This is a genomic window from Roseicyclus marinus (assembly GCF_036322625.1).
Classification (GTDB): Bacteria; Pseudomonadota; Alphaproteobacteria; order Rhodobacterales; family Rhodobacteraceae; genus Roseicyclus; species Roseicyclus marinus_A.
Window position 1 is genome coordinate 3,010,748 of the sequence record NZ_AP027266.1, and the last position, 21,739, is coordinate 3,032,486.

General features: G+C 63.8%; 31 protein-coding genes. 1 reads left to right on the plus strand and 30 read right to left on the minus strand.

The features are described 5' to 3' along the window. Nucleotides 1-54 precede the first annotated feature (54 nt). The 12 genes from rplO to rpmC all read right to left on the minus strand — a co-directional run bounded on the left by rplO (nucleotide 55) and on the right by rpmC (nucleotide 5,064). Nucleotides 55-528 carry a 50S ribosomal protein L15 gene (gene rplO / locus AABA51_RS14505; protein WP_338272721.1) on the minus strand — a complete coding sequence of 158 codons (474 nt, stop codon included), beginning with the start codon at nucleotides 526-528 and terminating at the stop codon, nucleotides 55-57. A 125-nt stretch (nucleotides 529-653) separates the two neighbouring features. Next, nucleotides 654-842: a 50S ribosomal protein L30 gene (rpmD, locus tag AABA51_RS14510; protein ID WP_338272723.1), complete on the minus strand. Its 189-nt coding sequence runs from the start codon at nucleotides 840-842 to the stop codon at nucleotides 654-656. A gap of 5 nt (nucleotides 843-847) precedes the next feature. Then, nucleotides 848-1,456 carry a 30S ribosomal protein S5 gene (gene rpsE / locus AABA51_RS14515; protein ID WP_338272724.1) on the minus strand — a complete coding sequence of 203 codons (609 nt, stop codon included), beginning with the start codon at nucleotides 1,454-1,456 and terminating at the stop codon, nucleotides 848-850. Between the two features lie 202 nt (nucleotides 1,457-1,658). Further along, a complete protein-coding gene (gene rplR / locus AABA51_RS14520; RefSeq protein WP_277826038.1) occupies nucleotides 1,659-2,018 on the minus strand; it encodes a 50S ribosomal protein L18 in 360 nt (119 codons plus the stop codon). An 11-nt stretch (nucleotides 2,019-2,029) separates the two neighbouring features. After that, nucleotides 2,030-2,563, minus strand: a complete 534-nt coding sequence (rplF, locus tag AABA51_RS14525) for a 50S ribosomal protein L6 (protein ID WP_338272725.1) — start codon at nucleotides 2,561-2,563, stop codon at nucleotides 2,030-2,032. A gap of 13 nt (nucleotides 2,564-2,576) precedes the next feature. Further along, entirely contained in the window at nucleotides 2,577-2,969 is a 393-nt protein-coding gene (rpsH, locus tag AABA51_RS14530; protein ID WP_277826034.1) for a 30S ribosomal protein S8, read from the minus strand. 12 nt (nucleotides 2,970-2,981) lie between these two features. Continuing rightward, nucleotides 2,982-3,287 (minus strand): 30S ribosomal protein S14, encoded by a 306-nt coding sequence (rpsN, locus tag AABA51_RS14535; protein ID WP_338272726.1) that lies wholly within the window; start codon nucleotides 3,285-3,287, stop codon nucleotides 2,982-2,984. Between the two features lie 19 nt (nucleotides 3,288-3,306). Then, complete coding sequence (rplE, locus tag AABA51_RS14540; RefSeq protein WP_338272728.1) at nucleotides 3,307-3,867, minus strand: 50S ribosomal protein L5; 561 nt, start codon at nucleotides 3,865-3,867, stop codon at nucleotides 3,307-3,309. Beyond that, the gene (gene rplX, locus AABA51_RS14545; protein WP_338272730.1) at nucleotides 3,860-4,171 is read right to left on the minus strand and encodes a 50S ribosomal protein L24; all 312 of its coding nucleotides are present in this window, start codon (nucleotides 4,169-4,171) and stop codon (nucleotides 3,860-3,862) included. Before rplX ends, rplE begins: the two co-directional genes overlap by 8 nt. Beyond that, nucleotides 4,171-4,539 (minus strand): 50S ribosomal protein L14, encoded by a 369-nt coding sequence (gene rplN / locus AABA51_RS14550; protein WP_107975769.1) that lies wholly within the window; start codon nucleotides 4,537-4,539, stop codon nucleotides 4,171-4,173. The genes rplX and rplN overlap by 1 nt, the downstream gene beginning before the upstream one ends. 82 nt (nucleotides 4,540-4,621) lie before the next feature. Further along, complete coding sequence (gene rpsQ, locus AABA51_RS14555) at nucleotides 4,622-4,855, minus strand: 30S ribosomal protein S17 (RefSeq protein WP_338272734.1); 234 nt, start codon at nucleotides 4,853-4,855, stop codon at nucleotides 4,622-4,624. Then, nucleotides 4,855-5,064, minus strand: coding sequence for a 50S ribosomal protein L29 (gene rpmC, locus AABA51_RS14560; protein WP_338272736.1), 210 nt, complete (start codon nucleotides 5,062-5,064; stop codon nucleotides 4,855-4,857). The genes rpsQ and rpmC overlap by 1 nt, the downstream gene beginning before the upstream one ends. 250 nt (nucleotides 5,065-5,314) lie before the next feature. Between rpmC and AABA51_RS14565 the strand changes: the two genes are divergently transcribed. Then, complete coding sequence (locus AABA51_RS14565) at nucleotides 5,315-6,385, plus strand: calcium-binding protein (protein ID WP_338272738.1); 1,071 nt, start codon at nucleotides 5,315-5,317, stop codon at nucleotides 6,383-6,385. 15 nt (nucleotides 6,386-6,400) lie between these two features. On the opposite strand, the gene AABA51_RS14570 is transcribed toward AABA51_RS14565, so the two are convergent. The 18 genes from AABA51_RS14570 to AABA51_RS14655 all read right to left on the minus strand — a co-directional run bounded on the left by AABA51_RS14570 (nucleotide 6,401) and on the right by AABA51_RS14655 (nucleotide 21,635). Continuing rightward, on the minus strand, nucleotides 6,401-7,021 hold the full coding sequence (locus AABA51_RS14570; protein ID WP_338272739.1) for a TIGR02466 family protein: 621 nt from the start codon (nucleotides 7,019-7,021) through the stop codon (nucleotides 6,401-6,403). 225 nt (nucleotides 7,022-7,246) lie between these two features. After that, entirely contained in the window at nucleotides 7,247-7,660 is a 414-nt protein-coding gene (gene rplP, locus AABA51_RS14575; protein WP_277826016.1) for a 50S ribosomal protein L16, read from the minus strand. 12 nt (nucleotides 7,661-7,672) lie between these two features. Continuing rightward, on the minus strand, nucleotides 7,673-8,377 hold the full coding sequence (rpsC, locus tag AABA51_RS14580; protein WP_338272741.1) for a 30S ribosomal protein S3: 705 nt from the start codon (nucleotides 8,375-8,377) through the stop codon (nucleotides 7,673-7,675). After that, the gene (gene rplV, locus AABA51_RS14585; RefSeq protein WP_338272743.1) at nucleotides 8,377-8,757 is read right to left on the minus strand and encodes a 50S ribosomal protein L22; all 381 of its coding nucleotides are present in this window, start codon (nucleotides 8,755-8,757) and stop codon (nucleotides 8,377-8,379) included. Before rplV ends, rpsC begins: the two co-directional genes overlap by 1 nt. A 3-nt stretch (nucleotides 8,758-8,760) precedes the next feature. After that, a complete protein-coding gene (gene rpsS / locus AABA51_RS14590; RefSeq protein ID WP_277826010.1) occupies nucleotides 8,761-9,039 on the minus strand; it encodes a 30S ribosomal protein S19 in 279 nt (92 codons plus the stop codon). Nucleotides 9,040-9,042: 3 nt separating this feature from the next. Beyond that, nucleotides 9,043-9,885, minus strand: coding sequence for a 50S ribosomal protein L2 (rplB, locus tag AABA51_RS14595; RefSeq protein ID WP_338272744.1), 843 nt, complete (start codon nucleotides 9,883-9,885; stop codon nucleotides 9,043-9,045). Between the two features lie 150 nt (nucleotides 9,886-10,035). Beyond that, nucleotides 10,036-10,332: a 50S ribosomal protein L23 gene (locus tag AABA51_RS14600; RefSeq protein WP_277826005.1), complete on the minus strand. Its 297-nt coding sequence runs from the start codon at nucleotides 10,330-10,332 to the stop codon at nucleotides 10,036-10,038. Further along, a complete protein-coding gene (gene rplD, locus AABA51_RS14605; RefSeq protein WP_338272745.1) occupies nucleotides 10,329-10,949 on the minus strand; it encodes a 50S ribosomal protein L4 in 621 nt (206 codons plus the stop codon). Before rplD ends, AABA51_RS14600 begins: the two co-directional genes overlap by 4 nt. Beyond that, nucleotides 10,946-11,797: a 50S ribosomal protein L3 gene (gene rplC / locus AABA51_RS14610; RefSeq protein WP_338272747.1), complete on the minus strand. Its 852-nt coding sequence runs from the start codon at nucleotides 11,795-11,797 to the stop codon at nucleotides 10,946-10,948. The genes rplD and rplC overlap by 4 nt, the downstream gene beginning before the upstream one ends. A gap of 14 nt (nucleotides 11,798-11,811) precedes the next feature. After that, nucleotides 11,812-12,120: a 30S ribosomal protein S10 gene (gene rpsJ, locus AABA51_RS14615; protein WP_109670966.1), complete on the minus strand. Its 309-nt coding sequence runs from the start codon at nucleotides 12,118-12,120 to the stop codon at nucleotides 11,812-11,814. A gap of 253 nt (nucleotides 12,121-12,373) precedes the next feature. Beyond that, nucleotides 12,374-13,549, minus strand: coding sequence for an elongation factor Tu (gene tuf / locus AABA51_RS14620; protein ID WP_338272748.1), 1,176 nt, complete (start codon nucleotides 13,547-13,549; stop codon nucleotides 12,374-12,376). An 81-nt stretch (nucleotides 13,550-13,630) separates the two neighbouring features. Continuing rightward, nucleotides 13,631-15,754 carry an elongation factor G gene (gene fusA / locus AABA51_RS14625; RefSeq protein ID WP_338272749.1) on the minus strand — a complete coding sequence of 708 codons (2,124 nt, stop codon included), beginning with the start codon at nucleotides 15,752-15,754 and terminating at the stop codon, nucleotides 13,631-13,633. Nucleotides 15,755-15,818: 64 nt separating this feature from the next. Further along, nucleotides 15,819-16,289 carry a 30S ribosomal protein S7 gene (gene rpsG / locus AABA51_RS14630; RefSeq protein WP_277822087.1) on the minus strand — a complete coding sequence of 157 codons (471 nt, stop codon included), beginning with the start codon at nucleotides 16,287-16,289 and terminating at the stop codon, nucleotides 15,819-15,821. 12 nt (nucleotides 16,290-16,301) lie between these two features. Beyond that, a complete protein-coding gene (gene rpsL, locus AABA51_RS14635; protein WP_085835153.1) occupies nucleotides 16,302-16,673 on the minus strand; it encodes a 30S ribosomal protein S12 in 372 nt (123 codons plus the stop codon). A gap of 290 nt (nucleotides 16,674-16,963) precedes the next feature. Next, nucleotides 16,964-17,581: a methyltransferase family protein gene (locus AABA51_RS14640; protein WP_338272751.1), complete on the minus strand. Its 618-nt coding sequence runs from the start codon at nucleotides 17,579-17,581 to the stop codon at nucleotides 16,964-16,966. 83 nt (nucleotides 17,582-17,664) lie between these two features. Next, on the minus strand, nucleotides 17,665-19,689 hold the full coding sequence (locus AABA51_RS14645) for a calcium-binding protein (RefSeq protein WP_338272752.1): 2,025 nt from the start codon (nucleotides 19,687-19,689) through the stop codon (nucleotides 17,665-17,667). A 198-nt stretch (nucleotides 19,690-19,887) separates the two neighbouring features. Next, nucleotides 19,888-20,790 (minus strand): DMT family transporter, encoded by a 903-nt coding sequence (locus tag AABA51_RS14650; protein WP_338272754.1) that lies wholly within the window; start codon nucleotides 20,788-20,790, stop codon nucleotides 19,888-19,890. Further along, entirely contained in the window at nucleotides 20,787-21,635 is an 849-nt protein-coding gene (locus tag AABA51_RS14655) for a glycosyltransferase (protein ID WP_338272756.1), read from the minus strand. The genes AABA51_RS14650 and AABA51_RS14655 overlap by 4 nt, the downstream gene beginning before the upstream one ends. Nucleotides 21,636-21,739 lie beyond the last annotated feature (104 nt).

Sequence of the window (21,739 nt, forward strand, 5' to 3'; positions counted from 1 at the left end):
GCGGATTGCGAACCGCCCACAAGCGTCGGGGGGCCGCAGCCCCCCTACCCGGTGTTACTCTGCCGCAGCTGCCTGGGCGACGGTCAGGGTGCCGCCCGCCTTGGCCACGGCCTCGACCGCGGATTTGGAGGCGCCCGTGACAGTGAGCGTCAGCTTGGCGGTCACATCGCCCTTGGCCAGGACGCGGATGCCGTCGAGCTTGCGGCGCACGAGGCCGGAGGCGACCAGAGCATCCTCGGTGATCGGGGCGGAGGCGTCGATCTTGCCCTCGTCCACGAATTTCTGGATCAGGCCGAGGTTGACGACAGCGAATTCCTTGCGGTTGGGCTTGTTGAAGCCGCGCTTGGGCAGACGCTGGTAGAGGGGCATCTGGCCGCCTTCGTAGGCGTTGATCGCCACACCCGAGCGGGATTTCTGACCCTTGATACCGCGGCCGGCGGTCTTGCCCTTGCCCGAGCCGGGGCCACGGGCGACGCGCTTGGCCTTTTTGGCGGCGCCGGGATTGTCGCGAAGTTCGTGCAGTTTCATGTCGCTTCTCCTTGAGCCGGAACACCTGCCTTGAAGCGAAACTGGCAGGGACGCGGCATATGATGGTGGGGTTTGGGGCGGGCCCGCGGCGGGGCCCTGCCCCTGTCAGGGGGGTGCGGGCCTTATCAGCCGCGTTCCTCGATGATCTCGACCAGATGCGGGACCTTGCGGATCATGCCACGAACCGAGGGAGTATCCTCCAGCTCGCGGGTCTTGTGCATCTTGTTGAGGCCCAGGCCGATGAGCGTTGCGCGCTGGTCGGCGGGACGGCGGATCGGGCTACCGATCTGCTTGACGACGATGGTCTTTGCCATGGAACTCAGGCCTCCTCTGCGACCGCTTCGGCGGCGGGGGCACCGTCGCGCTTGGGCAGGATGTCGGCCACCTTCTTGCCGCGACGCGCGGCGATCTGGCGGGGCGAGGTTTCCTTTTTCAGCCCGTCGAGCGTGGCGCGGATCATGTTGTAGGGGTTCTGCGACCCGGTGGACTTGGCCACCACGTCCTTGACGCCCAGCATTTCGAAGACGGCGCGCATCGGACCACCGGCGATGATACCGGTACCTTCGCCCGCGGTGCGCATCACGACGTGACCGGCGCCATGATGGCCTTCCATGTCGTGGTGCAGCGTGCGGCCTTCCTTGAGGGGGACGCGGATCAGCTGGCGGCGGGCCTGTTCGGTCGCCTTGCGGATCGCCTCGGGCACTTCTTTCGCCTTGCCCTTGCCGAAGCCGACGCGGCCGCGCTGGTCACCGACGACGACCAGTGCCGCAAAGCCGAAGCGCTTGCCGCCTTTCACCGTCTTGGAGACGCGGTTGATCGCCACGAGGCGTTCTGCGAATTCCGGGGTTTCCTCGCGCTCTTCGCGGCGACGGCCACGGCGCTGATCGCCCCCACGCTCGCCCCGATCACGCTGTTCACGTTCTGCCATGTGGCACTTCCTTGTCTTGTCGGACGCCAGAGGGCGCCGGTTGGGTCAACCGTGGTGAACGCGGTTTGTGAACCGCATGTTCCCCGGTCATCGAAGACGCGCCCGGGGGTGCGCCTTGCAAGTCGGTGTGCGGGTCTGGTGGGCAGATTGCCCACCCTACGCCGACGGTGTGGTAGGGTGGGCAATCTGCCCACCAGACCGATCAGAACTTCAGGCCGCCTTCGCGGGCCGCATCGGCAAGCGCCTTGATGCGACCGTGGAACAGGAAGCCGCCGCGGTCGAAATACACGTCCTCGACGCCGGCCTTCTTGGCCCGCTCGGCAATCGCGGCGCCGACCTTGGAGGCCGCTTCCACGTTGTTCTTGCCGACAACGCCCAGATCTTTCTCGAGCGACGAGGCAGAGGCCAGCGTGACCCCTTTCGCGTCGTCGATCAGCTGGACGCTGATGTTCTTGTTGGAACGATGAACCGACAGACGGGGACGCCCGTTCGCCATCGCGCGCAGTTTGTTCCGGTTGCGCAGGCGGCGCTTCTGGAACAGGTCTCTGGTGCTCAGTGCCATTGTCGCAGCCCTTACTTCTTCTTGCCTTCCTTACGGAAGATGTACTCGCCCTTGTAGCGGATGCCCTTGCCCTTGTAGGGCTCGGGAGCGCGCCACTCGCGGATGTTCGCAGCCACCTGGCCGACCAGTTGCTGGTCGATGCCTTCGATCACCACTTCGGTGTTCTTGGGCGTGGTGACGGTGACACCCGCCGGAACGGCGAAATCCACGTCATGGCTGTAACCGAGCGCCAGTTTCAGGACATTGCCCTGAGCATTGGCGCGGTAACCCACGCCCTGGATCTCGAGCTCTTTCTTGAAGCCCTGGCTCACGCCGATGACGAGATTCTCGACCATCGAGCGGGACATGCCCCACTGCTGGCGGGCGCGCTTGGACTTGCCACGCGGCACGACAGAGACAGCGTTGTCGGCGATGGTCAGCGTGACATCGTCGGTTGCGGTGAAGCTGCGGGTGCCCTTGGGCCCCTTTACTTCGATGGTCTGGCCGGAGACGGAGGCCGAGACCCCCGACGGCAGCTCGACCGGTTTTTTCCCAATACGAGACATGTGCCTTTTCTCCTCAGAACACGGTGCAGAGCACTTCGCCGCCGACATTCTGCGCGCGGGCGGTGGCATCGGTCATCACGCCCTTGGACGTGGAGACGATGGAAACGCCCAGACCCTGACGGACCTGCGGAATGTCGCCAACGCCCAGGTAGACGCGGCGGCCGGGTTTCGAGACGCGCTTGAGCTCGCGGATGACCGGCGTGCCTTCGTAGTACTTCAGGCTGATTTCAAAGGCCGGGTGGCCCTTGGCGTCGGTCGCGGGCTCGTAGCCGCGGATGTAGCCCTCGTCGGCCAGAACATCCAGGACGCGCGCGCGCTGCCGGGAAGCCGGGGTCATGACGGTGGACTTGCCACGCATCTGCGCATTGCGGATGCGGGTCAGCATATCGCCGATAGGATCGTTCATCGTCGGATCTCCTTACCAGCTCGACTTGACCATGCCGGGGATCTGGCCGTTCGAGGCCAGGTCACGCAGCATGATCCGCGACATCTTCAGCTTGCGGTAATACGCCTTGGGGCGACCGGTGAGCTGGCAGCGGTTGTGCAGCCGGGTGGGCGAGGAATTGCGCGGAAGCTTCGCCAGTTTCAGGCGAGCCTTGAAGCGTTCTTCCATCGGCTTGGATTCATCGTTTGCGATCTCTTTGAGCGCCGCGCGCTTGGTGGCGTATTGTGCCACAAGCTTCTGACGCTTGAGTTCGCGGTTCACCATGGAAACTTTTGCCATGTGTTTGTTCCCTCTCGCGTCAGGCGTTGAACGGCATGTTGAAGTGCTTGAGCAGCGACTTCGCCTCGGCGTCCGACTTTGCGGTCGTGACGATGATGACGTCGATGCCCCAGACCTCGTCGACCTTGTCGAAGTTGATCTCGGGGAACACGATGTGTTCCTTGATCCCCATCGCAAAGTTGCCGCGGCCATCGAAAGCCGGCTTCACACCGCGGAAGTCGCGGATGCGGGGCATCGCGACGGTGATCAGACGGTCGAGGAAGTCATACATGCGGTCGCCGCGCAGCGTCACCTTGGCGCCGAGCGTCATGCCTTCGCGGACCCGGAAGCCTGCGATCGACTTTTTCGCGATGGTGGCGACGGCCTGCTGGCCGGCGATGGTGGTCAGATCCTCGACCGCCGATTTCGCCTTTTTCGAGTCGCGCACCGATTCCGCACCGCAGCCGATGTTCAGCACGATCTTCTCGAGCTTCGGGATCTGCATGTCGTTCTTGTAGGCGAACTCTTCCTTGAGCGCGGGCTTGATCGTCTCGCGGAACAGCGTCTTGAGGCGCGGGGTGTAGGTTGCGGTATCAAGCATCGATCACGTCCCCCGTGGTCTTGGCGACACGCAGCTTCTTGCCGTCTTCGAGCTTGAAGCCGACGCGGGTCGGTTTGCCGTTCTTGTCCAGCAGCGCGAGGTTCGACAGTGCGATCGGCATCGCCTGGGGGATGCGGCCGCCCTGGCTCGAGGCGCTTTGCTTGGTGTGACGGATGGCGATGTTCACGCCGTCGACGATGGCCTTGCCTTCGGTGGGCATGACGCGGGTGATTTCACCCTGCTTGCCCTTGTCCTTGCCGGCCAGCACGACGACCTTGTCGCCCTTGCGGAGTTTCGCAGCCATTACAGCACCTCCGGCGCGAGCGAGATGATCTTCATGAAGTTCTTCGCGCGCAGCTCACGAACCACCGGCCCGAAGATACGGGTGCCGACCGGCTCGTTGTTGTTGTTGAGGATGACGGCGGCGTTGCGGTCGAAGCGGATGGCGGTGCCATCTTCGCGGCGCACTTCCTTGGCGGTGCGCACGACGACGGCCTTGCGGACGTCACCCTTCTTCACGCGGCCACGCGGAATGGCCTCTTTCACCGACACCACGATGATGTCGCCGACCGAGGCGTACCGGCGGTGGGAACCGCCGAGGACCTTGATGCACTGAACCTTCCGGGCACCGGAATTGTCAGCAACATCCAGATTGGTCTGCATCTGGATCATTTGGTTTCTCCCGACGTCCGGGGCCGCCTTGTCAGGACATTGACCCCGGGGTTTCGATCAAACCGAGATGTGCTTGGGTGCGTCAGACGCGCTCCAGCACCTCCCAGCGCTTGGTTTTCGACTTGGGGGCGCATTCCTGGATGCGGACGACATCCCCCACGTTGAACTGGTTGGTCTCGTCGTGGGCGCGATACTTCTTGGACTTCCGGATGGTCTTGGCCAGAACCGGGTGCTTGAAGCGACGCTCGACCGACACGGTGACGGTCTGGGCGTTGGCGTTCGACGTGACGGTGCCTTGCAGGATACGCTTGGGCATCAGTTGGCCTCCCCTGCTGCGGCAGCCGCTTTTTCGTTCAGGATGGTCAGCACGCGGGCGGCGTCACGCTTGACGGTGCGCATGCGGGCGGTGTTTTCCAACTGGCCGGTGGCCTGCTGGAAGCGGAGGTTGAAGGCCTCCTTCTTGAGCTGGACGAGCTGGTCACGCAGCTGATCCGGCGTCTTCTCGCGAAGTTCGCTGGCGTTCATCGCCTTGGTCCTTTCAACATCACGGGGACGCCCCATAGCATAGGGTCACGCCGATTCCCGTGGAGGTCGGTGAATAGAGGGCGCGTATAGGCGCGTTTCCCCCGGGCCGCAAGGCTTTTCGACCCAATGTCGCCCCAGGGAAACAATGTGTGGCGACACATTTGGTTGACATGCAGAAATACCGGCGGCCAGCTTTTTTTTAGTGAACTCTTGGTAGCTTGTAACGATGTCGGTAGTACTCTTGTTACTGATGGCGGCAACCGTCGGGTTTGTCGCGACGGATCTGTTGAACAAAGAGGACGACGCGTCCGGGTCGTCAGATGAAGCCACCCCCGATGCTCTGCCTGATGCCCCTCCCGACGACGAAGGGGAGCAAGCGCTGGTCACGCTGGTGACAGACGGTTTGCAGGCCACGGGCGGCGATGGCGTGGACAGCTATATCCTCGATCCTGCGGTTGAGGGCACGTTCACCACAAGCATCACCGCCGGGAACGGTGACGACAGCATCGACCTAGGCGACACCTATGTCCGTGGCGGTCCGTTCCTTGCGGACGGACAGATCGATGGCGGCGCAGGCGATGACGTCATCATGGCCGTTGGCGGTGGAAGCACCATCACGGGCGGCGCGGGTGACGACACGATCGCGGGTTTTTTATTGGGCAGCAGCGTCACGGGTGGCGAGGGCGATGACAGCATAAACGTGCTCTCCGGAGGGGGTGACGCAACGACAGTCGACGGCGGCGCCGGCAACGACACACTGGACGGAACTTTGTCAGACAACATTCGGCTCCTGGGTGGCGCAGGCGACGACGTGATTACGACCGCTGGCGTGTCTTACGACGGCACCAACTTTTTCATCGTCGCCAACGGCGGTGAGGGCAACGACACCCTGACCCATGAGGTCGAGGTGTTTCCGCTGCCTCGTATGCACGAGCCCGGCTTTCCCGCGACTTACGGCCCGCGGATGGCTGGTGGGGCCGGCGCGGACAGTTTCGAGTTTGTGCTGACAAGCGAAAGCGGGTCGTACACGCCTTACCCCGACGATCCCACCATCTTCATTAACGATGCCGCGCGGATCGTCGATTTCGAGCGGGGTGTGGATACGCTATCCATTGATCTGTCAGCTCTCGATCCGCGTTATGTTGTTGAAAGCGGCCAACTTAGAGACGACACGGCGCGTGGGACGACGGTCTTGTCCCTTCGGTTGACCAGCGATACCCTACCTATTCAGCTGGTACAGATCACGGTGTCGCCCTTGGGGCTCAGGTGGGGGGACGTAACCTTCATCGGCCAAGCACCTGCGACGCTGGCAGTGGCCTGATCGAGCTGTGGCGCCTCACTCCCACCGATAGTTGAAGCTCACGCTCACCCGGTCATCCTCGTCCATGTTCATCGGCACCTCGTGGCGGAGCCAGCTTTCCCACAAGAGCACATCGCCCGCGACAGGGCCCGGATAGACGAAGGCGCGCAGTTCCTCGCGGCAATCCTTTCGCCGGTTGGGGGCCGCCATCATCATCGCGTGGCGGGGATCCTCCAGCTTGATCGACCGCGCCGCGGGGGGGACCTGCACATAGGTCGTGCCGGAGATCACCGAATGGGGGTGGATGTGGCTGGTATGGATGCCACCCTCGGGGAGGATGTTGATCCAGATATCCTCCAGCACCAGTTTGCGCCCCTCGAGGTCGAATTCCAGATCCTCGGCAAAGGCCGCGACATGGGCGTCGAGCGCCTGCACCAAGGCCTCGAAGATCGGGAAGCGCCAGGGCAGATCGGTGAGGGAGGCGTAGGAGGTATAGCCGGGATAGCCGTTTTCCTCGCACCAATCCTGACCCGCCTCGTCATCCTCGGCGATGGAAAAGCACGAGGCCACCAATTCGTCATGATCGATGGCGGGGCCAAGCTCGGCCAGTTTGCCGTGATAGAGGCGGGTGACGAAGAGCGATCTGATGTTGGGCATGGGGACCTCCGGTTATGGGTAGGGTGTGCCTTCAGGCGCACCACGGCGCAAGAGGTGGCGGGTGCGCCTTCAGGCGCACCATGGGCGGCGGTGCGCCGTGACAGGCGCACCCTACGCAGGATGGGCAGGGCCGGGCAGCGGCAAAGGAAAAGGCCCCGGACGATGCCGGGGCCTTTTCAATTCGAACCGGGCTGAGGCCCGAAAACGCCTTTGGCGCTTTCGACCTTACCAGTCTTCGCGCACCACGGTGCGGGTCTTGATCGGCAGCTTCATCGCGGCGAGGCGCAGGGCTTCGCGGGCGATTTCCTCGGACACGCCGTCGACCTCGAACATGATCCGGCCGGGCTTGACCTTGCAGGCCCAGTAATCGACCGAACCCTTGCCCTTACCCATCCGGACTTCGACCGGCTTGGAGGTCACGGGGGTGTCCGGGAAGATCCGGATCCAGACGCGGCCCTGACGCTTCATGTGACGGGTCAGAGCGCGGCGAGCCGCCTCGATCTGACGTGCCGTCACGCGCTCGGGCTGGAGCGCCTTGAGGCCGAAGGTGCCGAAGTTCAGGTCAGACCCGCCCTTGGCTTCGCCGCTGATGCGGCCCTTGAACATCTTGCGGAATTTCGTGCGTTTGGGTTGCAGCATCTCTAATGCTCCTTACCGGTCACGGCGCGGGCGCGGGCCCCCGCCTTCCTGAAGCTCCGCCTGACGACGATCGCGGGCCGAAGGATCATGCTCGAGGATCTCACCTTTGAAGATCCAGACCTTGATCCCGATGATGCCGTAAGGCGTGGATGCCTCACCCAGCGCGTAATCGATATCCGCGCGCAGCGTGTGCAAAGGCACGCGGCCTTCGCGGTACCATTCGGTCCGGGCGATCTCGGCACCGCCGAGGCGGCCCGCGACGTTGACCCGGATACCGAGCGCACCCATGCGCATCGCGTTCTGAACCGCACGCTTCATCGCGCGACGGAACGAAACCCGGCGCTCGAGCTGCTGGGCGATGGATTCCGCGACAAGCGCTGCGTCCAGCTCGGGCTTGCGGACCTCGACGATGTTGAGGTGCAGTTCCGAGTCGGTCAGTGCCGCCACTTTCTTGCGCAGGGTTTCGATATCGGCGCCTTTCTTGCCGATGATCACGCCCGGGCGCGCGGTGTGGATCGTCACCCGGCACTTGCGGTGCGGGCGTTCGATGATGACGCGGCTGACGCCGGACTGCTTGCACTCTTCCTCGATGAACTCGCGGATCTTGAGATCTTCAAGGAGCAGTTTGCCGTAGTCCTTGGTGTCGGCATACCAGCGGCTGTCCCAGGTGCGGTTCACCTGCAGGCGCATGCCGATCGGGTTGACCTTGTGTCCCATTACGCAGTCTCCTCGACCTGGCGGACCTTGATGGTCAGCTCGCTGAACGGCTTCTGGATGCGGCCGAACCGGCCACGTGCCCGCGGACGGCCACGCTTCATCACCAGGTTCTTGCCCACCCAGGCTTCGGCGACGACAAGCTCGTCGACGTCAAGACCGTGGTTGTTCTCGGCGTTGGCGATGGCGGACTGAAGGCATTTCTTCACGTCCAGCGCGATCCGCTTTTTCGAGAAGGTCAGGTCGCTGAGCGCCTTTTCGACCTTCTTGCCGCGGATCAGCTGCGCCAGCAGGTTCAGCTTTTGCGGGCTGGTCTTCAGCATGCGCAGCTTGGCCATCGCCTCGTTGTCCGCCACGCGGCGGGGATTCTTATCCTTGCCCATGGCTTACTTCCTCTTGGCTTTCTTGTCGGCCGCGTGACCGTAATAGGTCCGCGTCGGCGAATATTCCCCGAATTTCTGGCCGATCATGTCCTCGGTGACGTTCACCGGAACATGCTTCTGACCGTTGTAGACCCCAAAGGTGAGGCCCACGAACTGGGGCAGGATGGTGGAGCGGCGCGACCAGATCTTGATGACCTCGTTGCGGCCCGACTCGCGGGCTTTCTCGGCCTTCTTGAGGACATAGCTGTCGACAAAAGGACCCTTCCAGACGGAACGCGACATGGATCAGCGCCCTTTCTTCTTGGCGTGACGCGAGCGCACGATGAGCTTTTGCGACGCCTTGTTCTTGTTGCGGGTGCGGCGACCCTTGGTGTCCTTGCCCCAGGGCGTGACCGGCGTACGGCCACCCGAGGTGCGACCCTCACCACCACCATGGGGGTGGTCGATCGGGTTCATGGCGACACCGCGAACGGCGGGGCGCTTGCCCATGTGGCGGACGCGACCGGCCTTGCCGAGGTTCTGGTTCGAGTTGTCGGGGTTCGAGACCGCGCCAACCGTCGCCATGCATTCCTGGCGTACGAGCCGCAATTCGCCCGAGGACAGGCGGATCTGCGCATAGCCACCGTCACGGCCGACGAACTGGGCATAGGTGCCCGCGGCGCGTGCGATCTGGCCACCCTTGCCGGGCTTGAGCTCGATGTTGTGGACGATCGTGCCGATCGGCATGCCCGAGAAGGGCATCGCGTTGCCGGGCTTGATGTCGGCCTTGGCGGAGGCCACGACCTTGTCACCGATGCCCAGACGCTGGGGCGCGAGGATATAGGCCTGTTCGCCATCCTCGTAGCGGATCAGCGCGATGAAGGCGGTGCGGTTGGGATCGTATTCGATCCGCTCGACCACGGCCGAAACGTCGAACTTGGTCCGCTTGAAATCGACGATGCGATAGAGACGCTTTGCGCCACCGCCACGCCGGCGTGCGGTGATCCGTCCGGTGTTGTTCCGGCCGCCATTACCCGTCAGACCCTCGGTCAGGGCCTTTACGGGGCGACCTTTCCAAAGCTCCGAACGGTCGATCAGCACCAGCCCGCGCTGGCCCGGCGTCGTCGGCTTGTACGACTTGAGTGCCATGCTTTCTGTCTTCCGTTGCTTTGCAGGGGGTGAACCCTGTTTTCGATGTATAGGGCCCCGAAGGTCCCCGGCTTGAGACCCGGCCCCCGAAGGCGCCGGAAATGTCACGGCCCCGGGACGCGCCCGGGGCCAATGGGATGCCGCGCTCTATTAGAGCCCGGTCGAGACGTCAATGGTGTTGCCCTCTTCGAGGGTGACATAGGCCTTCTTGACGTCCTTGCGGGTGCCGGGGCGCCCGCGGAACCGCTTGACCTTGCCCTTGGTGATGGTCGTGTTCACGGCCTTCACCTTGACACCAAAGAGGCTTTCGACGGCCTCCTTGATCTGGGGCTTGTTCGAGTCGATCGCCACTTCGAAGACCACCGCGCCATTCTCGGACGCCATGGTGGATTTCTCGGTGATGATCGGCTTGCGGATCACGTCGTAATGTGCGGCTTTCGCGGTCATTGCAGCCGTGCCTCCAGTGCTTCGAGACCGGCCTTGGTGATGACCAGGGTGTCCCGCTTGAGGATGTCATAGACATTCGCGCCCATCGACGGCAGGACATCGAGGCCCTCGATGTTGCGCGCCGCCATGGCGAAGTTCTCGTCGACCTGCGCGCCGTCGATGATGAGCGCGCGCTTCCAGCCGAGGTTCTTGATCTGCTTGGCCAGCATCGCGGTCTTGGGCGCGTCCATTGCGGCCGCTTCCAGAACCACGAGATTGCCCTCGGCAGCCTTGGCCGACAGCGCGTGCTTCAGACCCAGTGCCCGGAACTTCTTGGTCAGGTCATGGGCGTGGCTGCGCGGGGTCGGGCCCTTGTAGACGCCACCCTTGCGGAAGATCGGAGCCTTGCGGGAGCCGTGACGTGCGCCGCCGGTGCCCTTTTGCTTGTAGATCTTCTTGGTCGAGTAGCTGACCTCGGACCGGCCCAGCGTGGCATGGGTGCCCTGCTGTGCCTTGTTGCGCTGCCAGCGCACGACGCGGTGCAGGATGTCGGCGCGGGGTTCCAGGCCGAAGATGGCCTCGCCCAGATCGACCGAACCGGCCTTGCCGCCGTCCAGTTTGATGACGTCGATTTTCATGCCTCACCGTCCTTCTTCTCGGCATCCTCGGCGGGCGCCTCGGTTGCAGCCTCGGCCTCGGCGGCTTCGAGCGCTGCCTGTTCAGCCTCGGCCGCGGCCTTGGCGGCGGCAGCCTCTTCGGCAGCGGCCTGGGCCGCCGCTTCCTCGGCTGCGCGCTTGGCTTCCTCGGCGGCGGATTTCAGCGCTGCGGGCAGGATCGCGTTCTCGGGGAAGGGCTTCTTCACCGCATCCTTGATCGTGACCCAGCCACCCTTGGAGCCCGGCACAGCACCCTTGACCATGATCAGGCCACGGTCGCTGTCGGTGCGGACTACCTGCAGGTTCTGCGTCGTGACGCGCGCGGCACCCATGTGGCCGGCCATCTTCTTGCCCTTGAACACGCGGCCCGGGTCCTGACACTGACCGGTCGAGCCGTGCGAACGGTGGCTGATCGACACGCCGTGCGAGGCGCGCAGACCACCGAAGTTGTGCCGCTTCATGGCACCTGCGAAACCCTTACCGATCGAGGTGCCCGTCACGTCGACGAACTGACCTTCGAAGTAATGGTCGGCGATGATTTCCTCACCGACGGGCAGCAGGTTTTCCGCATCGACGCGGAATTCCACGAGCTTCCGCTTGGGTTCGACGCTGGCCTTCGCGTAATGGCCACGCATCGGGGCCGAAACGCGTTTGACCTTCGCGGTGCCCGCGCCGAGCTGGACGGCGGTGTAGCCGTCGGTCTCGGGCGTGCGCTGTGCGACGACCTGAAGCTTGTCGAGGTGGAGGACGGTCACCGGGATCTGACGGCCGTCTTCCATGAACAGCCGGGTCATGCCCAGCTTCTTGGCGATTACACCAGAGCGCAACATGTCTCCTGCCCCCCTCAGACCTTGATCTCGACATCCACGCCGGCGGCGAGGTCGAGCTTCATCAGCGCGTCCACCGTCTGCGGGGTCGGATCGACGATGTCGAGCAGACGCTTGTGGGTACGGATTTCCCACTGGTCGCGCGATTTCTTGTCGATGTGGGGGCCACGGAGAACCGTGAACTTCTCGATCTTGTTGGGCAGCGGGATCGGCCCACGGACCTGCGCGCCGGTGCGCTTCGCGGTGTTCACGATCTCCGCGGTGGAGGCATCGAGAACCCGGTAATCGAACGCCTTGAGGCGGATCCGGATGTTCTGGCTGGCAATCGCCATCGTCTTTTCCTTTCAGTTGAGAGGAGGGGGTTTAGGTCCACCCCTCGTCGAACCGGTTTCATTGATCCGGCCTTGTGGCCGGTGAAGGCCGCGCCTTACAGCGCGGCCCCCGGGTTTTCAAGTCACCACCTGCGGCGGGGGCGAAGATTCTTCGCCCGACTGCGGTTTGGTGCGCCTGAAGGCGCACCCTACGCAGGGACCCCGGTGGTTTCTGTAGGGTGCGCCTTCAGGCGCACCCTTGCCAGGATCACTCGATGATCTTGGAAACGACGCCTGCACCAACCGTGCGGCCGCCTTCGCGGATGGCGAAGCGCAGGCCGTCTTCCATCGCGATCGGTGCGATCAGCTCGACCGTGAACTTCAGGTTGTCGCCGGGCATCACCATCTCGGTGCCCTCGGGCAGCTGAACCGTCCCGGTCACGTCCGTCGTGCGGAAGTAGAACTGCGGGCGGTAGTTCGCGAAGAACGGCGTGTGACGGCCACCCTCTTCCTTGGTCAGGATGTAGGCTTCGGCCTCGAACTTCGTGTGCGGCTTCACCGAGCCGGGCTTGCACAGCACCTGGCCGCGCTCGACGCCCTCACGGTCCACACCGCGCAGCAGCGCGCCGATGTTGTCGCCCGCCTCACCACGATCCAAGAGCTTGCGGAACATTTCCACGCCCGTGCAGGTCGTCTTCTTGGTGTCGCGGATGCCCACGATCTCGATTTCGTCGCCGACGTTGATCACGCCACGCTCGACGCGGCCGGTCACCACGGTGCCGCGGCCCGAGATCGAGAACACGTCTTCGATCGGCATCAGGAAGGGCTGGTCCACGGCGCGTGCGGGCGTCGGGATATAGGCGTCAACCGCCGCCATCAGTTCGCGGATCTTGTTCTCGCCGATGTCGGCGTCACGGCCTTCCATCGCGGCCAGAGCCGAGCCCGAAACGATCGGAATGTCGTCGCCGGGGAAGTCGTAGGAGGACAGAAGCTCGCGGATTTCCATCTCGACAAGCTCCAGAAGCTCCGGATCGTCGACCTGGTCCACCTTGTTCATGAACACGACGAGCGCGGGAACGCCCACCTGGCGCGCCAGCAGGATGTGCTCGCGGGTCTGGGGCATCGGGCCGTCGGCCGCGTTCACCACCAGGATCGCGCCGTCCATCTGTGCGGCACCGGTGATCATGTTCTTCACGTAGTCGGCGTGGCCGGGGCAGTCGACGTGCGCGTAGTGGCGCGCTTCGGTCTCGTATTCCACGTGCGCGGTCGAGATCGTGATCCCGCGTGCCTTTTCCTCGGGCGCGCCGTCGATCTGGTCATAGGCCCGGAATTCGCCGAAATACTTCGTGATCGCCGCCGTCAGCGTCGTCTTGCCGTGGTCCACGTGACCAATCGTGCCGATGTTCACATGCGGCTTGTTACGTTCAAACTTTGCCTTTGCCATGATGGCCTCCTTGAAGGGGGTGCCGGGCGCAACGCCCGACCTACGGTTTGTGGGTAGGCCGGGCCAAGGCCCGGCGCCCCGTCATGCGTATTTCGCCTGGATCTCTTCCGAGATGTTGTGCGGAACCGGCTCGTAATGGTCGAACAGCATCGTGAACTGCGCGCGGCCCGAGGACATGGAGCGCAGCGTGTTGATGTAGCCGAACATGTTGGCCAGCGGCACGAAGGCGTTGATCACGATGGCATTGCCACGGCTTTCCTGCCCGGTCACCTGACCACGGCGGGAGGTAAGATCGCCGATGATGCCGCCCGTGTAATCCTCGGGCGTGACGACCTCGACCTTCATGATCGGCTCGAGGAGCTTGGCGCCGGCCTTCTTCAGGCCTTCGCGCATGCACATGCGGCTGGCGATCTCGAAGGCGAGAACCGAGGAGTCCACGTCGTGGAACTTGCCGTCGAGCAGCGCGACCTTGAAGTCGATCACGGGGAAGCCCGCCAGCGGACCCGAATCCATCACCGACTTGATGCCCTTTTCGACGCCCGGCACGTATTCCTTGGGAACGGCACCGCCGACGATGCGGCTCTCGAAGGAATAGCCTTCGCCCGGCTCGGTCGGGCTGATCTCCAGCTTGACCTCGGCGAACTGACCCGACCCACCCGACTGCTTCTTGTGGGTGTAGGTATGTTCGATCTTGGTCCCGATCGTTTCACGATAGGCCACCTGCGGCGCACCGATGTTCGCCTCGACCTTGAACTCCCGCTTCATGCGGTCGACGAGGATGTCGAGGTGAAGTTCGCCCATGCCCTTCATGATCGTCTGGCCCGATTCCATGTCGGTTTCGACGCGGAAGGACGGATCCTCGGCCGCCAGACGCTGCAGCGCCTGCGCCATCTTTTCCTGGTCGGCCTTGGTCTTGGGTTCCACGGCGATCTCGATCACCGGATCGGGGAAGGTCATGGTTTCCAGAACCACCGGCTTGGCGGCGTCGCACAGCGTGTCGCCCGTGGTGGTTTCCTTCAGACCCGCCAGCGCGATGATGTCGCCCGCGAAGGCCTCGTCGATTTCCTCGCGGTTGTTGGAATGCATCATCATCATCCGGCCGATGCGTTCCTTGCGCCCCTTGGTGGAGTTCAGGATGCCATCGCCCTTTTTCAGGACGCCCGAATAGATCCGGGTGAAGGTGAGCGAGCCGACGAAGGGGTCGTTCATGATCTTGAACGCCAGGCCGGCAAAGGGCATCGCGTCATCGGCGCGGCGCGCGATGTTGCGGGTTTCGGTTTCGTCGCCCGGCTCGAAGCCCATGTAATCGACCACGTCGAGCGGGCTCGGCAGGTAATCGACCACGGCGTTCAGCAGCGGCTGCACACCCTTGTTCTTGAAGGCCGACCCACCCAGCACGGGCACGAAGGTCATCGACAGGCAGCCCTTGCGGATCAGCTTGCGCAGCGTCGGGACGTCGGGCTCTTCGCCTTCGAGATAGGCTTCCATCGCCGCGTCGTCCATTTCGACGGCGTTCTCGACGAGGACCGAGCGCCATTCGTTGGCAAGGTCCTGCAGATCGTCGCGGATCGGCTGGCGCACCCAGGAGGCACCCAGGTCTTCACCCTGCCAGACCCATTCTTCCATGGTCACGAGGTCGACGATGCCTTCGAGCTTGTCTTCGGCCCCGATGGGGAAGTTGACGGGAACGGGCGTCGCGCCGGTGCGGTCCTTGACCATCTTCACGCAGTTGAAGAAGTCGGCACCGATCTTGTCCATCTTGTTGACGAAGACGAGGCGCGGAACCTTGTAGCGGTCAGCCTGACGCCAGACGGTTTCGGTCTGGGGTTCGACACCGGCGTTGGCGTCCAGAAGCGCGACGGCGCCGTCCAGAACGGCCAGAGAACGCTCGACTTCGATGGTGAAGTCCACGTGGCCGGGGGTGTCGATGATGTTGAAACGCACCTTCGTGTCCGACGTGCCTTCGGCGGTCGGGTCTTCCTGCCACTGCCAGAAGGTGGTGGTGGCGGCCGACGTGATGGTGATGCCGCGTTCCTGTTCCTGTTCCATCCAGTCCATGGTGGCGGCGCCATCATGAACTTCGCCGATCTTGTGGGACCGGCCGGTGTAGTAAAGGATGCGCTCGGTCGTCGTGGTCTTGCCGGCGTCGATATGCGCCATGATGCCGAAATTGCGGTAGCGCTCGAGCGGGTATTGGCGTGCCATGGGGGAGGTCCTCAGGCTTGGATTGACGGTCTGAGGCGGCCCCCGGACGGGGCCGCCGGATCACTTACCAACGGTAATGGCTGAAGGCGCGGTTCGCGTCGGCCATCTTGTGGGTATCTTCGCGCTTCTTCACCGCGGAACCGCGCGAGTTGGCGGCGTCGATCAGTTCGCCGGCCAGACGCTCTTCCATGGTGTTCTCGTTGCGCGCGCGGCTGGCGTTGATCAGCCAGCGGATCGCCAGCGCCTCGCGACGCTCGGGGCGGACCTCGACGGGGACCTGGTAGGTCGCACCGCCGACCCGGCGCGAGCGAACCTCGACGGCGGGCTTCACGTTGTCGAGCGCTTCGTGGAAGACCTCGACGGGGGCGCGCTTGAGCTTGCCCTCGACGCGTTCCAGCGCGTTGTAGACGATGCGTTCTGCGACCGACTTCTTGCCGTCGATCATCAGGTTGTTCATGAACTTGGTCAGGACCGTATCGCCGAACTTGGCATCGGGCAGGACCTGGCGCTTTTCAGCGGCGTGACGACGGGACATCTCTGTATCCTCTTACTTGGGGCGCTTCGCGCCGTATTTCGAACGACGCTGGCGACGATCCTTGACGCCCTGCGTGTCGAGAACACCGCGAAGGATGTGGTAGCGCACGCCGGGAAGGTCTTTCACGCGGCCGCCACGGATCAGGACCACCGAGTGTTCCTGAAGGTTGTGGCTTTCACCGGGAATGTAGCTGATGACCTCGAAGCCGTTGGTCAGGCGCACCTTGGCCACTTTCCGCATGGCCGAGTTCGGCTTCTTCGGAGTGGTGGTGTAGACGCGCGTGCACACGCCCCGTTTCTGCGGGCAGGACTCCAGGTGCTGGGACTTGGAGCGTTTCACTTTGGGCTGCCGCGGCTTGCGGATCAGCTGTTGAATCGTCGGCATTCGGTTCCCCGTCTTGCTCTCTCATGTCAGCGGCGCACCCGTGCGATGCACGAAAACACCAAAACCGCAAGCATCCCTTCCCTACCTGGAGGACGCTGCGGTGGAAGTTCCAGAGGATCGGGGCACCTCAAACGGCCCGGATCATGACCACTACAATTCTATGTCGGGCCGGGTGCGGACCTGTCGGTCGGCTGGCCAAGTGTCGCGGCGTATAGGGGGAGTCGCGGGGGGTGTCAACCGCGGGTCGGGATTGCCCCGCGCCACCCCCGGGCCGCCCCCGCGCCGCCCTGTCAGAACACGGTGAACAAAGCGAAGTCCATCGAGGTCTTGAGCGCGTCGATCAGCTCCACGATGGGGATCGCCACCAGAAAGCCCAGCGCGTCGAACAACGTGTTGCGCAGCGCGCGGCTGTTGAAGGTGACGGTGTCGCTGCTCTTGTACAGGCGCGGATCGGGCCAGAAAAACGGCACGTCGCGCTCATAGGCGGTATAGGCCTCGCCAAAGGTCGCGCGCAGAAACGCCGCCTCGCGCGTGGCCGTGACATAGAGGATGGCAAAGGTCAGCCCGCCCAGCAACACGGCAAAGAACGCAGCCCCCAGCATCAGGCCGATGCCAGCCATGCCGAGGGTCGAAAAGAAATAGAGCGGATTGCGCGTCATCGAATACGGGCCGCTGCGCATCAGCTCCTGGTTCTTGACCGCCCCGACATAAAGGATGGACCACAGCCGCCCCAGAACGCCGACCAAAAGCAGCATGAGGCCCGCAGCCTCCACCACCTCGTGGCCGAAGGTGCCGATGGCAAGCCGGGGCTGCACGAAAAGGATCAGGGGCAACGCTGCCAGAAACACGATCCTGATGACGAGGATGCGCTTTTTCTGATCAACGGGGAGAACGGAGGTAGCGGCCATGCTGTGACCCTTTCTGCTGGACCCCATACATCGTGCCGCAGGCAGCCCGGTGCGATGCGGCGAATGGGCGCTACGGGACCGGGTCAGAGAAAGGCGAAATTCTCTTCCGAAAGATCCTCCGCCTTCGTGTCGAGCAGGGTCAGGGATCCAACCCCGTAGGATATGACCGCAGCGCTGTCTTCCTGGCTCAGAAAGATGTCGTCAAAGGTCAGATCCTCGAACAGAAGCTCGACCTTGTCCTCGGTCGCGTCGAAATCGTGGATCGGTTCCCGCCATGCCTGATCGCCCTTGCGGATGCGGAACACATCGGCCCCCTCCCCGCCCCAGAACAGGTCATGGCCCCGCCCACCGACCAACGTGTCATCGCCGTCGCCACCATGCAGGACATCGCGCAGCATCCCCCCGTCGAGCAGGTCATTGCCCGCGTCGCCATGCAGCGTGTCTGCCCCGCGCTGTCCGAAGAGCACATCATCGCCCAGACCGCCCTCCAGACGGTCGTTCGCCCAATTGCCCGCCAGGGTATCGTTGCCCTCGCCCCCCAGCACCGTATCGCGCCCGCCCCCGGCGCGGATGACATCGTCATGCAGGCCGCCGTGCAGGGTTTCGTGCCGGAAGCTTCCGATCAGCAGATCGTCCCCATTCCCGCCGAACAGGCTTGTGCCACTGCCATCGGCGATCATCTCGTCGCCACCGGCCTCGAACGACAGGATGGCGACCTCCCACGGGTCGAGCGACAGGATCAGCTTGCCGTCGAGCAGCACCTCCGACAGGGGGATCTGTTCGAACACCACATCGACATTCGGGTCGCGCGGGTCCTGTCCCTCGGCGGCGGTCATCACACGGACCCAGCCGCCGCTCACCGGCCCGGTCAGCGGCTTCAGGTCGAGCTCCATGGTCTGCGTCGCGTCCAGACGCGAATTGATGACAAGGAACTGGCTGTCGCGATCGGCAAAGGCATGCAGGTCGAAGTCGGGGCTGGGGCGGGCAAGCTCGATGGCGCGCATCCCCTGCAGGTTCTCGGACAGGGTGGCGAACATATGTCCCCCTGCCCGCAGATCGGCGGTCGTCCCTTCGCGCAGGGCAAAGCTCACGTCGTTTTTCTGCTGAACGGCCCAAAAGGCGGCCATGGACACATCATGGACCGCCATTTCGTGGAACATGGCGGCGACGGCCCCCGCATGTTTGAGCCCCGTGTCGATGCCCGCGCGTTCCTCTTCGGTGGCATTGGCCCAACGGGACACGCCGCCCTGCGTGGCGCTGATGTTCCATTCGGTCACGATCACCTCGAGATCGCGGCCCGACATCTCCACCGGCTGCTGCGCCCGCATCCACGGGGCCTGGAACAGGTCGATGGACGTGTAATCGCCGCTGACATAGCGATGGACCGTAAGCGCCTCGATATGGGCCAGCGCCTCGGGCGATAGCTGGCCAAGACGCTCCATCAGGGATTCCTCGAAGCTCGCCACCCCGTCCCCATCGGTATCGGCCGTGCAGAAATGCGGCGTCATCACGAGGCTCAGAACCGGATGCACATAGCCCTGCGGCACGGTTGCGGTCGCCTCAAAATCCCGGATGGCGTCATGCACGACCACCGACATCTCGTTGACGATCCGCCCGTAATCGCCATCGTTCACGCCGGACAGACAGGGCTCGTTGCCGATCTCGATGGCATGGATCGGAACGCCGCTGGCCAGAACGGTTTCGGTGTAGGACCTCAGGGCCGCGACATCCTCGGCAGTCAGGATCCCGGGCCTGTCGCCCGCCGCGTCATGCCACGCGTTGAGATAGCGCTGGACCGGCAGGACGATGATCGCCCCAAGCTCGTTCAGCCGCGCGTAATCGGCAAAGGCGCTGAACGTCACAAGACCCAGCGTGACCGTCTCGCCAAGATCGTTGACGAATGTGACGCTGTCGGCCTCCGGGTTGGCGGGATCGAAAAACGCCTCGGTCGCGTGCCCGCCGGGATAGCGGATCACCTCAAGCCCGGCCTGTTCCGCGCGCAGGGGAAAGGTGCCGTCCAACCTGTCCTGGCTGAACACGAGGTTGCCCCCGAACATGCGCTCGTCGATGTCCCTGCCCCGAAAAAACGGGTTCGCAAGATCCGCCATGATCCATCCCTCCCCCCCGAATGCGGGGATGGTGTGCCGTGTCAGCTTGAGGATGGGGCCGAACGCAACTCTGGGCCCGAGAACGCAACGACAGGGTTACGTCACGCACAAGGCGTGGTGCTCGCAGGGATCAGCATAGCATGTCGAAGGCTGGATTGCGCGATCTTTCGACGCCCGGTTCAGGGCGCGGCTGTGGCGTCACATGCGCCCCGGACGGGGTGAAACATCCTGTTTTCGGATCCGTTCGCGAAACAATGTATAGATGCCGGCCGCCATTACCGTCGCAACGCCGAACAATGCCAAGGTGTTCGGAAATTCGTCGAAGATCACGAAGCCAAGGATCAGCGCAAAGATCAGCGAGGTGTAGCGGAAGGGCGAGACGAAACCGACCTCTCCGATTCGCATCACCATGATGCCAAAGACATATCCCCCGATGATGAAGACCGAAGCCGCCAGCGTCAGCGCGATCTCGTAAAGCCCCATCGCCATCCAGGGCGTGAACAGCGACACGATGGCGCCAAAGGCGCCTACCGCGCCCGCCGTGATCACCGCCACCGACATCGACGGAACTGCCGGGCTGAAGGCCCGCGTCAGCAGATCGCGCGCCGTGATGATCACGACCGACAAGAGCGCCAGAAGCGACCATTCGTTGAACCCGTCGGTGCCCGGCTGGACGATCATCATCACGCCGACAAACCCCACCCCGATGGCCGCCCAGCGCCGCCAGCCGACCGGGTCGCGGAACAGGACGGCGGCGGCCAGCGTCACCATCAGGGGCAGCGCCGACAGGATGGCGGTCGCATTGGCGATGGCCATGTTCGTCAGCGCCAACAGAAACGCCACCATCGCCCCCACCTCGGCCACGGTCCGCCATGCCACCAGCGGCCTGTCCCGGCGCGGCATGGAAAACCGCAGCCCCACGGTCAGATGCACGGTCACGGCCAACAGGATCGTCGTCGACAGGCCCCGCAGCGCCACGATCTGGAACAGCGGCACGGTTTCGGCCACCAGCTTCACGCAGGCATCGTTCAGCGTGAAGGCGGCCATCGAGAGCGTCATGTAGAGCGCCCCCTTCAGGTTGGGGCTCAGGGGGGCGCTCACGTTTCGTCTTCCGTCAATTGCTGGATCAGGGGCAGGAGTTTTCGCGGCGACAGGCCGAACCGGTCGCGGAACAGCTTGCGCGCCTGCCAAGCGGGCAGGCTGCGCGCATCGGGCGGGATGGACCGGTCGCTGTCATTGTGACCATGCAGCGTGCGCACGAACATGTAGTCGTTTGGATCGATCCAACAGCGCACCTGGCTGGCCAGCCGCCGATGGTTCCAGCGATAGATGTTCGACATCCCCTCGGGCGTCGTGATCATGGCCGAAGCAAGGCCGAGGGGCTCTTTCTCCGAGAAATCCCAGAATTGATCCTCTTCGGCGCGCTCCATGTCCCAATAGATGCCCCGGTGGAAACAGATCGCGGCGGGCGTTTCCTCGTCCGCCCAGCCAAGCGTCAGCAATTGGTCGGCGATGGCGCGGGTCTTTTCGATGTAATCCACCGCCACCGCGTCATCGTCATCGATGCGGAACCCGGTGATATAGGTCGCGCGCTCGTTCCACCCCCGCCGAAAGGCCCGTCGCGTCGAATTGAGCGGCCCCGCCGCCTCCAGCGTGCAGACCTCGAGGAACGGGTATTGCTCCATCAGCCCTTTCAGCCGCTTGCGCCACCGGAACGGCATCGTGTCGCCGATCAGCGCCACGAGCTTGAAATCCTGGTCGGTCTGGGCGGCCAGGGACGGCAGGCAGATATTCTCGAAATAGGCGAAGCGGCGCAGCATCCGGGGGATGGCGTACAGCACCTTGGCCGCCGCCTCGATATCCTGCTGCTGCGTGGCGAACCCGCCCTCGCCCAGGTAGGAAAACCGGCACAGGCCGATGATCTGGTTGTCGTCCCGCGTGCCCATGGCGCCGTGTTTTGCCCGTTCGTCAAAAGCCTAGGACAAAGCCGGGGGGAACGGAATGGGGGAACGCCACCGTCCCCGCCCCAAAAGCAAACGCCCCACCGGAT